A 13,777-nucleotide genomic window follows, 5' to 3' on the forward strand; every position below is an offset into this window, starting at 1 on the left:
GGCCCCCGCCGGACCCTGCGGTCCGGCGGGGGTGGGTTTGGGGGTCGCGGTGGTGGCTGTCATGGCGCTCACTGGCGGAAGAGCTCGTCCAGGTTCGGCTCCGACTCCACGACCTCGTCCTCGACCAGCAGGTCGGCGATGACCTGGGCGGACTCCTGGTCGGCCTCGGTCGGGAAGGCGGGGAGGCGGATCTCCTCGATGAGCTGGGCGTCCATCTCGGTGTAGGTGGTGAGGATGCGCCGCACCTCCTCGGGGTGGGCGTCGGCGTAGGCCAGGGACTCGTGCATGGCGGCGGTGAACGCGTCGACCATCTCCGGGTCCTCGGCGATGACCTGCTCGGTGGTGAAGTACGAGGCGATGGAGAGCGACTCGTGGGCGTCGACGAAGTTGGAGGTGACCTCGGTGGCGCCGGCCTCCAGGGAGGTGGTCAGGTAGGGCTCGACCACCCAGGCGGCGTCGACGTCGCCGCCCTCCAGGGCGGCGGGCATGTCCGGGAACGGCATCTCGATGAACTCGATGTCGGCGGGGTCGCCGCCGTCCTTGCGCACGGAGTTGCGGACGGTGGTGTCGCCGATGTTCTTCAGGTTGTTCACGGCGACGGTCTTGCCGGCGAGGTCGGCCGCGGAGGTGATGTCGCTGCCCTCGGGGGCGACGACGCCGCCGAAGTCGTTGCCCTGCTCGCCGGTGGTGGTGACGCCGTTGCTGACGATCTGCACCGGGAGGTCCTGGTCGCGGGCGACGAGCAGCGAGGTGATGTTGCCGAACGCGAAGTCGTAGGTGCCGTTGACGACGTTGGGGATGGCCTGGGCGCCGCCGCTGGTGTTCTCGACGGTGACGTCGAACCCGTGGTCCTCGAAGAAGCCCTGCTCCACGCCGAGGTGGAGGGGGGCCACGTCGACGATGGGGATGGCGCCGACGGTGATGGCGGTGAGACCGCCCTCGCCCTCCTCGGCTTCACCGCCCCCGCAGGCGGACGTGGTGGCCAGAACCGTCACTCCGGCCAGAGCGAGGATCTTTCGACGCATCGGGGGGTCTCCTGGTCTTCAAAAGGGGGCTGGGGGTCAGAGTGCGCGCCGACACGGCGGCGACCGCTGGGAGCGACGGATCCGCGCCTCGGCGCCCGCTCCGGTCCCCAAATGTGAAGTGACCGCCGCCCGACGGCACGCGGATACGCTGTGCGTCTTGCGAACGATCGTTCTGAACGCGAACGTAAGGGAATTCCATCGGCGCCGTCAACCCGTCAGCGGCCACTGTGTTCGATATGAGAACATCCCCCAGAGGAAGGGGGCACATGACCGCGAACGAGCGCGCCACCACGAGTGTCTCGCACCCGCAGGCTCCGCGGGGAGACCACTTCGTGCAATCCCTGGAACGCGGTCTCGCCGTGGTGCGCGCCTTCTCGGCGCGCACCCCCGCCATGACGCTGAGTGAGGTCGCGCGGGTGACCGGGCTCACCCGGGCGGCCGCCCGGCGCTTCCTGCTGACGCTGGCCGACCTGGGGTACGTGCGCACCGACGGCCGGATGTTCGCGCTCACGCCGCGCGTGCTGGAGCTGGGCTACGCCTACCTGTCCTCGGCCGGGCTGCCCGAGGTCGCCCAGCCCCACCTGCAGCGGCTCACCGCCGAGGTGCGCGAGTCCTCGTCGGTGTCGGTCCTCGACGGGCCCGACGTCGTCTACGTGGCCCGCGCCGCGACCGCGCGCATCATGACCGTCGCCATCAGCGTCGGGACCCGGTTCCCCGCCTACGCCACGTCGATGGGCCGGGTGCTGCTCGCCGGGCGCACGCCCGCCCAGCTCGACGCCTACCTGGAGGCCGCCGACCTGCGCCGGCTGACGGCGCACACGGTCACCGACCCCGACCGGCTGCGCGCCGAGGTCGCCCGCGCCCGCGCCCAGGGCTGGGCGATCGTGGACGAGGAGCTGGAGGAGGGGCTGCGGTCGGTGGCCGCGCCCGTGCGCGACCGCGACGGCGCGGTCATCGCGGCGGCCAACGTCTCCGTGCACGCCAACCGGACGTCCATCACGGAACTACGGCGCGACCTCCTTCCGTCACTCCTCGCGACCACCGCCCGCATCGAGGCGGACCTCGACATCGCCTCCCGGGCGAGCACCCGCCTGGTGTGAGGCCCGGGCGCCCGCGCCCCGCGCCCGCCCGCACGCCGTCCCGCCGCGCCCGCGCCCGGCCGCCGCCGGCCCGGCGCCACCCGCCCCTTGACCGGTGTTCCGACCGGCGTTACCTTCTGACCATTCGTGTTCGCCTTGAGAACACTTATTCGGCATCCGAACGAAGGACGGAACGCACATGATCGTGCCGCTGGACGAGGCCGTCCGCGAGCTCGTCCGCGACGGGGACACGGTCGCGCTGGAGGGCTTCACGCACCTGATCCCGGTGGCCGCCGGCCACGAGATCATCCGGCAGGGCCGGCGCGACCTCACCCTGGTGCGGATGACGCCCGACGTCGTCTACGACCAGATGATCGGCGCGGGCTGCGCGCGCCGCCTGGTGTTCTCCTGGGGCGGCAACCCCGGGGTGGGCTCCCTGCACCGCTTCCGCGACGCCATCCAGAACGGGTGGCCGCACCCCCTGGAGATCGAGGAGCACAGCCACGCCGGCATGGCCAACCGCTACGTCGCCGGCGCCTCCGGGCTGCCGTTCGCCGTGCTGCGCGGCTACGTCGGCACCGACCTGGTCGACCGCACCCCGACCATCGCCCCGATCACCTGCCCGTTCACCGGCGAGCGGCTGACCGCCGTGCCCGCCCTCAACCCCGATGTGACGATCGTGCACGCCCAGCGCGCCGACCGCGCCGGCAACGTCCAGCTCTGGGGCATCACGGGCGTGCAGAAGGAGGCCGTGCTCGCCGCGCGGCGCAGCCTGGTCACCGTCGAGGAGGTCGTCGACGGGCTGGAGCCCGTCCCCGGCCAGGTCGTACTGCCCGCCCGGGTGGTCACCGCGGTGGCCGAGGTCCCCGGCGGCGCCCGCCCGTCCTACGCCCACGGCTACTACGCCCGCGACAACGAGGCGTACCGCGCGTGGGACGCCGTCAGCCGCGACCGCGACGCCTTCGCGGAGTGGCTGCGCACCGACATCCACGGCGGCGCCCCCGCCACCCGCGAGGAGGAGCCGACATGGTGACCGCGACCGGCTACACCGCCGACGAGATCATGACCGTCACCGCGGCCCGCTCCCTCACCTCCGACACCGCCTGCTTCGTCGGCATCGGCCTGCCCAGCACCGCCGCCAACCTCGCCCGCCGCACGCACGCCCCCGGGCTGTGGATGGTCTACGAGTCCGGCACCCTCGGCGCCGAGCCCGACACCCTCCCGCTGTCCATCGGCGACGGCGTGCTCGCCGAGACCGCCGACGCCGTCGTGTCGGTCCCCGAGGTGTTCAACTACTGGCTGCAGCCCGGCCGCATCGACGTCGGGTTCCTCGGCGCCGCCCAGATCGACCGGTACGCCAACATCAACACCACCGTGGTCGGCGACTACACCGACCCCGAGGTCCGGTTGCCCGGGGCCGGCGGCGCGCCCGAGATCGCCGCGTCCTGCGGCGAGGTCGTCGTCATCGTCCGGCAGAGCCGGCGCACCTTCGTGGAGTCCGTCGACTTCGTGACCTCGGTCGGGCACGCCGGCGGGCCGGGCGGGCGCGAGCGCCTGGGCCTGCGCGGCCGCGGCCCCACCCGGGTCATCACCGACCTCGGCGTCCTCGAACCCGACCCCGCCACCCGCGAGCTGACCCTGGTCAGCGTCCACCCCGGCACCTCGCTGGACGACGTGCGCGCGGCCACCGGCTGGGACCTCGCCGCGGCGCCCGACCTGCGCACCACCGAGCCCCCCACCGACGGGGAACTCGCGGTACTACGCTCGCTGACGGGCCGGTAGACCCCCCACCTGGCCCCCCTCGACGGAGGACACCATGACCGACGTGTACGTGCTGGACGCGGTCCGCACCCCCTTCGGCCGCTACGGCGGCGAACTCTCCGGCGTCCGCCCCGACGACCTCGCCGCGCACACCCTGCGCGCGCTCGTGGACCGCTCCCCCGACCTCGACCCCGCGCGCATCGACGACGTCTACCTGGGCGACGCCAACGGCGCCGGCGAGGACAACCGCGACGTCGCCCGCATGGCGGTGCTCCTGGCCGGGCTGCCCACCTCGGTGCCCGGCGCCACCGTCAACCGGCTGTGCGGGTCGGGCCTGGAGGCGGTGATCGCCGCCAACCGCGCCGTGGCCGTGGGCGACGGGTCGCTGATGGTGGCGGGCGGCGTGGAGTCGATGAGCCGCGCCCCCTGGGTGCTGCCCAAGCCCGCCAAGGGCTTCCCCGCCGGCCCCGAGACCCTGCACTCCACCACGCTCGGCTGGCGCATGGTCAACCCGCGCATGCCCGCGGAGTGGACGGCGTCGCTGGGCGAGTGCACCGAGCAGGTCGCCGACCTGTACGGCATCGACCGGGCCGCCCAGGACGCGTTCGCCCTGCGCAGCCACGCCAACGCCGCCGCCGCCTGGGAGAAGGGCGTCTTCGACGCCGAGGTGGTGCCGGTGCCGGGGGTCGACCTGGCCCGCGACGAGAGCATCCGGAAGACCTCGGCCGAGAAGCTCGCCGCGCTCAAGCCGGCGTTCCGGCCGGACGGCACCATCACCGCGGGCAACGCGTCGCCGCTCAACGACGGCGCCGCGGCGCTGCTCATCGGCGACGCCGAGGGCGCCCGCGCGGCCGGCCGCGAGCCGCTGGCCCGCATCGTCAGCCGGGGCGCGGCCGCCGTCGACCCGCACCGGTTCGGCATCGGCCCGGTGGCGGCGGCCGAGACCGCGCTGCGCCGCGCCGGGATCGGCTGGGGCGACCTGGCCGCGGTCGAGCTGAACGAGGCGTTCGCCGCCCAGTCCCTCGCCTGCCTGAAGCTGTGGCCGGAGCTCGACCCGGCCATCGTCAACCCCAACGGCGGCGCCATCGCCATCGGCCACCCGCTGGGCGCCTCCGGCGCCCGCGTCCTCGGCTCGCTCGCCCACGAGCTGCGCCGCCGGGGCGGCGGCTGGGGGCTCGCCGCCATCTGTATCGGCGTGGGCCAGGGCCTCGCCGTCGTCCTGCACGCCTGAGAGGACCAGCGCATGACCTCCCACGACCCCGCCGCCCCCGCGTGGACGGACGCGCCGGGCTACCGGCGCGACCACGGCGTCCACCCCCCGCTGGACTACCCGGGCTACCGCAGCACGGCGCTGCGGCACCCGTCGCGGCGGCTGCGCCTGCTGCCGCACTCGCTCACCGAGGTCACCGGCCCCATGCTGGGCGAGGACCGCCTCGGCGCCCTCGACAACGACCTCACCCGCCAGCACGACGGCGAGCCGCAGGGCCAGCGGATCATCGTGCACGGCCGGCTGCTCGACGGCGACGGCCGGCCCGTGCCGCACAGCCTGGTCGAGATCTGGCAGGCCAACGCCGGCGGCCGCTACCGGCACACCGGCGACAACTGGCCGTGCCCGCTCGACCCGAACTTCACCGGTGTGGGCCGCACCCTCACCGACGCCGAGGGCCGGTACCGGTTCACCACGGTCCGCCCCGGCGCGTACCCGTGGCGCAACCACGACAACGCCTGGCGGCCCGCGCACATCCACTTCTCGCTGTTCGGGCGGGCGTTCACCCAGCGGCTGGTCACCCAGATGTACTTCCCGGACGACCCGCTGTTCTTCCAGGACCCGATGTGGAACTCGATCCCCGACGAGGCCGCCCGGCAGCGGCTGGTCGCGCGGTTCGACTACGCCAACACCGCCCCCGAGTGGGCGCTGGCCTACGAGTGGGACATCGTGCTGCGCGGCCGCGAGGCCACCCTCTTCGAGACGGAAGCGGACGACGACTGATGCCCGGCACCACCCCCTCCCAGACCGTCGGCCCATACCTGCACATCGGCCTGCCCTGGCCCGACGGCCCGTTCGCGCTGGCCGAGGGCGCCCCCGGCGGGATCTGGCTGCGCGGCGTCCTCTACGACGGCGCGGGCGCCCCGGTCCCGGACGGGCTCATCGAGACCTGGCAGGCCGACCCCGACGGCCGGTTCGACCACCCCGACGACCCGCGCGGCGCGGTGGCCTACCCGGGGCTGCGCGCGTTCGGCCGCTGCCCCACCGGGCCCGACGGCTCCTGGGGCGTGTACACGCTCAAGCCCGGCCCGGTGCCGGGCCCCGGCGGGGTGCCGCAGGCGCCGCACATCGACGTCTCGGTGTTCGCCCGGGGGATGCTGCACCGCACGGTCACCCGGGTGTACTTCCCCGACGAGCCCGACGCCAACGCCGCCGACCCGGTGCTGTCGGCGATCGAGGACCCCGCCGCCCGCGCCACACTCGTCGCCCGCCCCGCACCCGACGGCTACCGCTTCGACATCCGGTTGCAGGGGAACGACGAGACGGTGTTCTTCGACGTCTGAGGCCGGACGTCGCACAGGAGGGGCGGACGAGGTGACGGGGTTGTTCGACGGTGTGTTCGCGCGCGGCGGGGCCGCGGCGGAGGTGGACGGGGCGGCCTGGCTGCGGGCTTTGCTGGACGCCGAGGCGGCGCTGGCGCGCGCCCACGCGCGGGCGGGGCTGATCCCGGCGGCGCACGCCGAGGCGGTGGCGCGCGCGTGCGTGCCCGAGCGGGTCGACGCGGCGGCCGTCGCCGCGGCCGCCGCCGACGGCGGCAACCCGGTGATCCCGCTGGTGCGGGAGCTGACCCGGGCCGTGGACGGCGACGCCGCGCGGTCGGTGCACCAGGGCGCGACCAGCCAGGACATCATGGACACCGCGGCCATGCTGGTGGCGCGGCGGGCGGGCGCGGTCGTCCGCGCCGACGCCGCCGCAGCGGGTGACGCGCTCGCCGACCTGGCGCAGGCGCACCGGACGACCCCCATGGCCGGGCGCACCCTGCTCCAGCAGGCACTGCCGATCACGTTCGGGCTGGCCGCCGCCGGGTGGCTGAGCGGGCTGGACGCCGCCGCCGCGCGGCTGGGCGAGGTGCTGGACCACCGGGTCGCCGCCCAGCTCGGCGGCGCCGCGGGCACACTGGCGTCGCTGGGCGACGACGGCCCCCGGGTGGCGGCCGCGTTCGCCGCCGAGACCGGGCTGCCCGAGGCCCCGCTGCCCTGGCACACCGACCGGGGCCGCGTCGCGGAGCTGGCCGGCGCGCTGGCCCAGGTGTGCGGGGCCGTCGGCAAGGCGGCGGGCGACATCGTGCTGCTCGCCCAGACCGAGGTCGGCGAGGTGGTGGAGGACGGCGGGGCCGGGGTCGGCGGGTCGTCCACGCTGCCGCACAAGCGCAACCCGGTGGCGGCGGTGTCGGCGGCGGCGTGCGCGCACCGCGCCCCCGGCCTGGCGGCCACCCTGTTCGCCGCCCAGGTGCAGCAGCACCAGCGGGCGGCGGGCGCCTGGCACGCCGAGTGGCCGGCGCTGAGCGACCTGCTCGCCACGACCGGGTCGGCCGTGGCGTGGCTGCGCGCCTCGGTGGAGCGGCTGCGGGTCGACCCCGGCCGGATGCGCGCCAACCTCGACCTGACGGGCGGGTTCCCGCTCGCCGAGCGCGTCACCGCCGACCTCGCCGGCGAGCTGGGCCGGCTGGCGGCCCACGACCTGGTCTCGGCGGCCTGCGCCGAGGCGGCCGAGGGCGGCCGCGACCTGGCCGGGGTGCTCACCGAGCGCCTGGCGGGCCGGCGTTCCGGCTCCCGGGTCGCGGAGCTGCTCGACCCGGAGGGCTACCTGGGCCAGGCCGCCGCCTTCACCGACCGGGCGGTGCGGGCCCACCGCGAGCGGGCGGCCGGCGCCCGCTGACCGCCCCGCCGCGCCCGGGGCACCCATGACGCTTTCACGGAGGAGGAGCAGGTGAGCATCGACGTCCACCACGTCGTCGACGGCCCCGAGGGGGCACCCGTGGTGGTGCTGTCCGGGTCGCTGGGCAGCACCCTGGAGGTGTGGGAGCCGCAGGCCGCGGCGCTGTCCGACGAGTTCCGGGTCGTCCGCTACGACACCCGCGGGCACGGGTCCTCCCCTGCCCCCGACGGGCCCTATACGATCGCCGACCTCGGCGGCGACCTGCTCCGGCTGCTCGACCGGCTGGGGGTGGAGCGGGCGCACGTCGCCGGGATGTCCCTCGGCGGGATGACCGCGATGTGGCTGGCCGCCCACGCCCCCGAGCGGGTCGACCGGATCGCCCTGCTGTGCACGTCGGCGCTGCTGGGCCCGGCCCGGATGTGGGCCGACCGCGCGGCGGCGGTGCGCGCCGAGGGGTTCGCGCCCGTCACCGCCGGGCTGCCCGACCGCTGGTTCACGCCCGGTTACGCCGAGCGGCACCCCGACGTCGTCGCGCGGATGCGGGAGATGATGGCGGGCGGGTCGCCCGAGGGGTACGCGGCCTGCTGCGACGCCATCCGCGGCATGGACCTCCGCGCCGACCTGGGGCGCATCGCGGCGCCGGCCCTGGTGGTCGCCGGTCGGCAGGACCCGGCCACCCCGCCCGACCACGCCGAGGCGATCGCCGCCGGGATCGGCGGCGCCCGGCTGCACGTGCTGGACGGCGCCGCGCACCTGGCGAGCTGGGAGCGCGCAGGTGCGGTCAACGAGCTGCTGCGCGGCCACTTCGGCGCGGTCCGCCACGAGGCCGGGACGGCCGTCCGCCGCGAGGTGCTCGGCGACACCCACGTCGACCGGGCCGCCGCGGCCGCCACCCCCTTCACCGAGCCGTTCCAGGACCTCATCACCCGCTACGCGTGGGGCGAGGTCTGGACCCGCCCCGGCCTGGACCGCCGGACCCGCAGCTGCATGGTGCTCACCGCCCTGGTCGCCAAGGGGCACTGGGACGAGCTGGCCATGCACGTGCGGGCGGCCGTGCGCAACGGGCTGAGCGCCGGGGAGATCCGCGAGGTCTTCCTGCAGGCCGCGATCTACTGCGGCGTCCCCGCCGCGAACAAGGCGTTCGGCATCGCCCAGCGCGTGCTGACCGAACTGGAGGACTGAGTTGCGTACCGCCATCGGCATCATCGGGGCCGGCCCCGCGGGGCTGTTCCTGTCGCACCTGCTGCACCGGCGGGGCATCGCCTCCGTCGTGCTGGAGCGGCGCGACCGGGACTACTGCGAGCGGCGGCAGCGGGCGGGCGTGGTCGAGCACGGCGTGGCCGAGGCGCTGCGCGCGTCCGGCGCGGGCGCCCGGATGGACCGCGACGGGTTCGTACACGACGGCATCGAGCTGCGCCACGGCGGGCGCGGGCACCGCGTCGACTTCCCCGGGCTGACAGGGCGCAACGTGCTGATCTACGCGCAGACCGAGATCGTCAAGGACCTCATCGCGCGGCGGCTGGCCGACGGCGGCGAGGTGCTGTTCGAGGCCGAGGCCACCGCCATCGAGGACATCGGCACCGACCGGCCCCGGGTGCGGTTCACCCGGGGCGGCGCCGAGGAGGTCCTGGAGTGCGACTACGTGGTGGCCTGCGACGGCTTCCACGGCATCGGCCGGGCCTCCCTGCCCGCCGACGTGGTGCGCACGTTCGAGAAGGTCTACCCGTTCTCCTGGCTGGGCATCCTGGCCGACGCCGCCCCCTCCGGCGACGAACTGGTCTACGTCCACTCCCCGCGCGGGTTCGCCCTGCACAGCATGCGCTCGGAGCGGGTGAGCCGGCACTACCTCCAGGTGCCCAACGGCACCGACACCGCCGACTGGCCGGACGAGCGGATCTGGGCGGAGCTGGAGGCCCGGTCCGCCCGCCCGGGGTGGACGCTGAACCGGGGGCCCATCACCGACAAGGGCATCACCCCGATGCGCAGCTTCGTGACCGAGCCCATGCGCCACGGGTCGCTGTTCCTGGCCGGGGACGCCGCGCACATCGTGCCGCCCACCGGCGCCAAGGGCCTCAACCTCGCCATGCACGACGTCATGCTGCTCGCCGACGCCCTCGGACAGTGGGCGGACGACGGGGACACCGCGGGCCTGGACGCCTACTCGGCGACGGCGCTGCGGCGGGTCTGGCGGGCCGAGCACTTCTCCTACTGGATGACGACCCTGCTGCACACCGACCCCGAGGGCACGGAGTTCGACCGGCGGCTCCAGGTGGCGCACCTGGAGCACATCGCCGCGTCGGAGGCGGCGTCGCGGCACCTGGCGGAGAACTACACCGGGCTGCCCCGGGTCTGAGCGCGGGGGCGGGATCGCACCGACTGACCAACGGGTCAGCCGCCGTTGCGATCCCCGCCGCCACCAAGTGGTCCCTGCCCGGGGCGTTGCGATTTTCGCGACGCCCCTGGTACGGTCGCCAACCGTGGACGACCGGATGGAGGGCCTGCGCGCGCGGGTGCGGGAGGTGATCCGCCGGACCGGGCGGTCCCAGCAGGCGTTCGCGCGCGCCCTGGGCCTGGAGCCGTCGAAGCTCTCCAAGTCGCTCACCGGCACCCGGCGCTTCCGCGCCGAAGAGCTCATCGCCATCGCCGACACCGCCGACGTGACCGTCAACTGGCTGCTCAACGGACACGACGACGCGGCGACGGTGGTGGCGTCGCCCGCGCCGCGGCGGCGCGCCGCCGACCCGCCCGCCGCCCGCACCCCGGCGGCGCGCGACCGCCGCCGCCAGATCGTCGACGCCGCGTGGCGGCTCATCGCCGAGCGGGGCTACCACGCGGTGCGCACCGCCGACATCGCCCGCGCCTGCGGCACCTCCAGTGCGACCATCCACTACCACTTCCCGGCGCTGGCCGACCTGCTGGACGAGGCCCTGCGCTGGTCGGTGAAGCAGGCGTTCGACCGCCAGGTCGCGGCCCTGCACGGGGTGGCCGACGCGCGCGAGCGGCTGTACCGGCTCATCGACCTCCAGCTCCCCACTCCGGGGCACCTGCGCCGCGAGTGGTCGATCTGGCTCCAGGTCTGGACCGAGTCCAGCCTGGACCCGCGGGTGCGCGCCCTGCACTCCGACGCCTACCAGCGCTGGCACGACACCATCCGGCGGACCCTGCGCGAGGGGATCGCCGACGGCGTGTTCCGCGACCAGGACCCCGAGGCCGCGACCGTGGTGCTCACCGCCCTGGTCGACGGCCTGGGCATCCAGGTGCTCACCGGCCGCCCCGGCCGCACCGCCGAGACGATGCGCGCGGTCCTGCGCGCGCACGTCGCCACCCGGATCGAACGAGAGGACGGGACGTGAACGAGACCCTGAACACCGAGGTGGTGCTGACCGCCGCGCTCACCGGGGCGGGCGACACCGTCCGCCGCAGCGAGCACGTCCCCGTCACCCCCGCCCAGATCGCCGCATCGGCGCTGGAGGCCGCCGAGGCCGGGGCGAGCGCCGTGCACATCCACGTCCGCGACCCCGAGACCGGCGCCCCCTCCCGCGACCCCGCCCTGTACCGGGAGGTGGTCGAGCGCATCCGCGAGACCGGGGTGGACATCGTCATCAACCTGACCGCCGGCATGGGCGGCGACCTGGAGATCGGCGCCGAGGACCCGCTGGCGTTCGGCCCGGCCACCGACCTGGTGAACGGGCTCGACCGGCTCCCGCACGTCGAGGACCTGCTGCCGGAGATCTGCACGCTCGACTGCGGCAGCCTCAACTTCGGCGACGGCGGCATGGTCTACGTGTCGACGCCCGACATGCTGCGCGCGGGCGCCCGGCGCATCCGGGAGCTGGGCGTGCGCCCGGAGCTGGAGGTGTTCGACACCGGGCACCTGTGGTTCGCCCGGCAGATGTACGCCGAAGGGCTGATCGACGACCCCGCCGTGGTGCAGCTGTGCACGGGCATCCCCTACGGCGCCCCGGCCGACCCGGGCGTGCTGCAGTCCATGGTGCGGCTGCTGCCGCCGGGCGCGCAGTGGGCGAGCTTCGCCATCGGCCGCATGCAGATGCCGTGGGTGGCCCAGTCGGTGCTGCTCGGCGGGCACGCCCGGGTGGGGCTGGAGGACAACCTCTACCTCAGCCGCGGGGTGAAGGCCACCAACGGGCAGCTGGTGGAGAAGGCGGTGCGGATCATCGAGCTGCTGGGCGCCCGCGTGGTGTCCCCGGCCGAGACCCGCGTCAAGCTCGGCCTGCGCGGTGCCCGGTGACGGGCGCGCGGGACGGCGCGGAAGGCGCGGCGGGGTACGGGCCGGCGGTCGACCCGCGCGCTGTGCGCACGGTGGCGTGCGTCGGCGCGGGGGTGATCGGCGGCGGCTGGGCCGCGCACTACCTGGCCCGGGGCTACCGGGTGACCGCGTGGGACCCGGCGCCCGGCGCCGAGGAGCGGCTGCGGGCCGTGGTCGACGCCGCGTGGCCGGCCCTGGAGCGGCTGGGGCTGGCCGAGGGCGCCTCGCGCGACCGGCTGGACTTCGCCCCGTCGCTGGCCGCGGCGGTCTCCGGCGCCGACGTGGTGCAGGAGAGCGCGCCGGAGCGGCTGGAGCTGAAGCGGGCACTGCTGGCCGAGATCGACGCGGCGGCGCCGCCGCACGTGGTGGTCTGCTCCTCCACGTCGGGCTACGGCATGTCGGAGATGCAGGGCGACGCGGCGGTGCCGGGCCGGCTGGTCGTGGGCCACCCCTTCAACCCGCCCTACCTGGTGCCGCTGGTGGAGGTCGCCGGGGGCGAGGCCACCGAGCCGTGGGCGGTGGCGTGGGCGGCGGAGTTCTACCGCGCGGCGGGCAAGGCCGTGATCACGCTCGACCGGGAGCTGCCGGGGTTCGTGGGCAACCGGATCCAGGAGGCGGCGTGGCGCGAGGCGCTGCACATGGTGGCCAACGGGGAGGCGACCGTCGAGCAGATCGACCTCGCCATGACCGCCGGGCCGGGGCTGCGCTGGGCGTTCCACGGGCCGTGCCTGACCTTCCACCTGGCGGGCGGCGAGGGCGGCATGGCGCACATGCTCGACCACTTCGGGCCGTCCCTGGAGGCGCCGTGGACCCGGTTGGCGGCCCCCGAGCTGACCCCCGAGCTGCGCGCGGCCATGGTCGAGGGCACGGCCGCGGCGGCGGCCGGGCGCCCGGTGGCCGAGCTGGTGGCCCAGCGCGACCGGCGGCTGATCGCGGTCATGCGCGCCCTGGCCGAGGTCGAGGCAGAGGAGGCCCGGGAGGCCGCTGCGGCGGACGCCGCGGCGGCGCCGGGCGCGGGCGGCGGGGCCGCGCGGTGAGCGGTTCCGCGCCCGCGCCGCCGGAGCACGCCTACCGGGTCCGGCCGGAGTGGATCGACTACAACGGGCACCTCAGCGAGGCGTACTACGTGCTGCTGTTCGGCTACGCCACGGACGCGCTGATGGACCTGGTGGGCCTGGACGCCGCGTACCGCGCGCGCACGGGGTGCTCGCTGTACACGGTCGAGGCGCACGTGCGCTACCTGCGCGAGGTCGGGCCGGACAGCGAGGTCCGGGTGGCCACCCGGGTGGTGTCGGCCGGGGCCCGCAAGGTGCGGCTCTGCCACGAGATGCGCCTGGACGGCGAGCTGCGCGCCACCGAGGAGCTGCTGGCGGTGCACGTCGACGGCGCGGCGGGCCGGGCCGCCCCCTTCCCCCCGGCGGCGGCCGCCCGGCTGGCCGACCTGGCCGCCGGTTCCGGCGGGCCGCCCGACTACGCGGGCCGGTCGATCGGCTAGCCCGCCCCGGAACGCCCCCGCGCCCGACCGTCCACGGGCGCGGGGGCCGCGCCTTTCCCGGCGCCTTTTCCAGACGGAACCAGGGATGGGTACGGCGAAAAAGGGCGGGGAATTCGCGGGGGTCCGCTTACCCGGCGCGGGCGGAAAGAATACAATCCGGAGCAACATGCGGACTTCCCCACCTTCGCAGAGGACGGCCATGTCGCGTCCCACGTCACCCTCATT

14 protein-coding genes are annotated in these 13,777 nt (G+C 75.4%); 13 read left to right on the top strand and 1 reads right to left on the bottom strand.

Features of this window, described 5'->3' with window-relative positions; genetic code table 11:
* Positions 1-68 precede the first annotated feature (68 nt).
* Positions 69-1,025, bottom strand: a complete 957-nt coding sequence (locus NT8_RS05680) for an ABC transporter substrate-binding protein (protein ID WP_067965001.1) — start codon at positions 1,023-1,025, stop codon at positions 69-71.
* Positions 1,026-1,291: 266 nt separating this feature from the next.
* On the opposite strand from NT8_RS05680, the gene NT8_RS05685 reads away from it, so the two are divergent.
* The 13 genes from NT8_RS05685 (at position 1,292) to NT8_RS05745 (ending at position 13,552) form a co-directional block, all read left to right on the top strand.
* Positions 1,292-2,125: an IclR family transcriptional regulator domain-containing protein gene (locus NT8_RS05685; RefSeq protein ID WP_067965003.1), complete on the top strand. Its 834-nt coding sequence runs from the start codon at positions 1,292-1,294 to the stop codon at positions 2,123-2,125.
* Between the two features lie 178 nt (positions 2,126-2,303).
* Positions 2,304-3,137, top strand: coding sequence for a CoA transferase subunit A (locus NT8_RS05690; RefSeq protein WP_067965005.1), 834 nt, complete (start codon positions 2,304-2,306; stop codon positions 3,135-3,137).
* A complete protein-coding gene (locus NT8_RS05695; protein WP_174549527.1) occupies positions 3,131-3,886 on the top strand; it encodes a CoA-transferase subunit beta in 756 nt (251 codons plus the stop codon). Before NT8_RS05690 ends, NT8_RS05695 begins: the two co-directional genes overlap by 7 nt.
* A gap of 34 nt (positions 3,887-3,920) precedes the next feature.
* Complete coding sequence (locus NT8_RS05700; protein ID WP_067965008.1) at positions 3,921-5,096, top strand: thiolase family protein; 1,176 nt, start codon at positions 3,921-3,923, stop codon at positions 5,094-5,096.
* A 12-nt stretch (positions 5,097-5,108) separates the two neighbouring features.
* The gene (pcaH, locus tag NT8_RS05705) at positions 5,109-5,855 is read left to right on the top strand and encodes a protocatechuate 3,4-dioxygenase subunit beta (RefSeq protein ID WP_067965010.1); all 747 of its coding nucleotides are present in this window, start codon (positions 5,109-5,111) and stop codon (positions 5,853-5,855) included.
* On the top strand, positions 5,855-6,415 hold the full coding sequence (gene pcaG / locus NT8_RS05710) for a protocatechuate 3,4-dioxygenase subunit alpha (RefSeq protein WP_067965011.1): 561 nt from the start codon (positions 5,855-5,857) through the stop codon (positions 6,413-6,415). Before pcaH ends, pcaG begins: the two co-directional genes overlap by 1 nt.
* Before the next feature lie 31 nt (positions 6,416-6,446).
* Positions 6,447-7,790, top strand: coding sequence for a 3-carboxy-cis,cis-muconate cycloisomerase (pcaB, locus tag NT8_RS05715; RefSeq protein WP_174549528.1), 1,344 nt, complete (start codon positions 6,447-6,449; stop codon positions 7,788-7,790).
* Positions 7,791-7,841: 51 nt separating this feature from the next.
* Positions 7,842-8,972, top strand: coding sequence for a bifunctional 3-oxoadipate enol-lactonase/4-carboxymuconolactone decarboxylase PcaDC (gene pcaDC, locus NT8_RS05720; RefSeq protein WP_067965015.1), 1,131 nt, complete (start codon positions 7,842-7,844; stop codon positions 8,970-8,972).
* Position 8,973: 1 nt separating this feature from the next.
* Positions 8,974-10,143 (top strand): 4-hydroxybenzoate 3-monooxygenase, encoded by a 1,170-nt coding sequence (locus NT8_RS05725; protein ID WP_067965017.1) that lies wholly within the window; start codon positions 8,974-8,976, stop codon positions 10,141-10,143.
* Positions 10,144-10,279: 136 nt separating this feature from the next.
* Positions 10,280-11,143, top strand: a complete 864-nt coding sequence (locus NT8_RS05730; protein ID WP_067965018.1) for a TetR/AcrR family transcriptional regulator — start codon at positions 10,280-10,282, stop codon at positions 11,141-11,143.
* Positions 11,140-12,039 carry a BKACE family enzyme gene (locus NT8_RS05735; protein ID WP_067965020.1) on the top strand — a complete coding sequence of 300 codons (900 nt, stop codon included), beginning with the start codon at positions 11,140-11,142 and terminating at the stop codon, positions 12,037-12,039. Before NT8_RS05730 ends, NT8_RS05735 begins: the two co-directional genes overlap by 4 nt.
* On the top strand, positions 12,036-13,094 hold the full coding sequence (locus NT8_RS05740; protein WP_067965023.1) for a 3-hydroxyacyl-CoA dehydrogenase NAD-binding domain-containing protein: 1,059 nt from the start codon (positions 12,036-12,038) through the stop codon (positions 13,092-13,094). The genes NT8_RS05735 and NT8_RS05740 overlap by 4 nt, the downstream gene beginning before the upstream one ends.
* On the top strand, positions 13,091-13,552 hold the full coding sequence (locus tag NT8_RS05745; RefSeq protein ID WP_067965024.1) for a thioesterase family protein: 462 nt from the start codon (positions 13,091-13,093) through the stop codon (positions 13,550-13,552). Before NT8_RS05740 ends, NT8_RS05745 begins: the two co-directional genes overlap by 4 nt.
* The last annotated feature ends 225 nt before the right edge of the window (positions 13,553-13,777 follow it).

The sequence above is a fragment of the Nocardiopsis trehalosi NBRC 14201 genome (assembly GCF_001552555.1).
GTDB lineage: Bacteria > Actinomycetota > Actinomycetes > Streptosporangiales > Streptosporangiaceae > Nocardiopsis_B > Nocardiopsis_B trehalosi.

Bases quoted from the DNA above. Each gene is read 5' to 3' on its own strand.
- NT8_RS05680 (WP_067965001.1), bottom strand. From the start codon at position 1,025: ATGCGTCGAAAGATCCTCGCTCTGGCCGGAGTGACGGTTCTGGCCACC.
- NT8_RS05685 (WP_067965003.1), top strand. From the start codon at position 1,292: ATGACCGCGAACGAGCGCGCCACCACGAGTGTCTCGCACCCGCAGGCT.
- NT8_RS05690 (WP_067965005.1), top strand. From the start codon at position 2,304: ATGATCGTGCCGCTGGACGAGGCCGTCCGCGAGCTCGTCCGCGACGGG.
- NT8_RS05695 (WP_174549527.1), top strand. From the start codon at position 3,131: ATGGTGACCGCGACCGGCTACACCGCCGACGAGATCATGACCGTCACC.
- NT8_RS05700 (WP_067965008.1), top strand. From the start codon at position 3,921: ATGACCGACGTGTACGTGCTGGACGCGGTCCGCACCCCCTTCGGCCGC.
- pcaH (WP_067965010.1), top strand. From the start codon at position 5,109: ATGACCTCCCACGACCCCGCCGCCCCCGCGTGGACGGACGCGCCGGGC.
- pcaG (WP_067965011.1), top strand. From the start codon at position 5,855: ATGCCCGGCACCACCCCCTCCCAGACCGTCGGCCCATACCTGCACATC.
- NT8_RS05730 (WP_067965018.1), top strand. From the start codon at position 10,280: ATGGAGGGCCTGCGCGCGCGGGTGCGGGAGGTGATCCGCCGGACCGGG.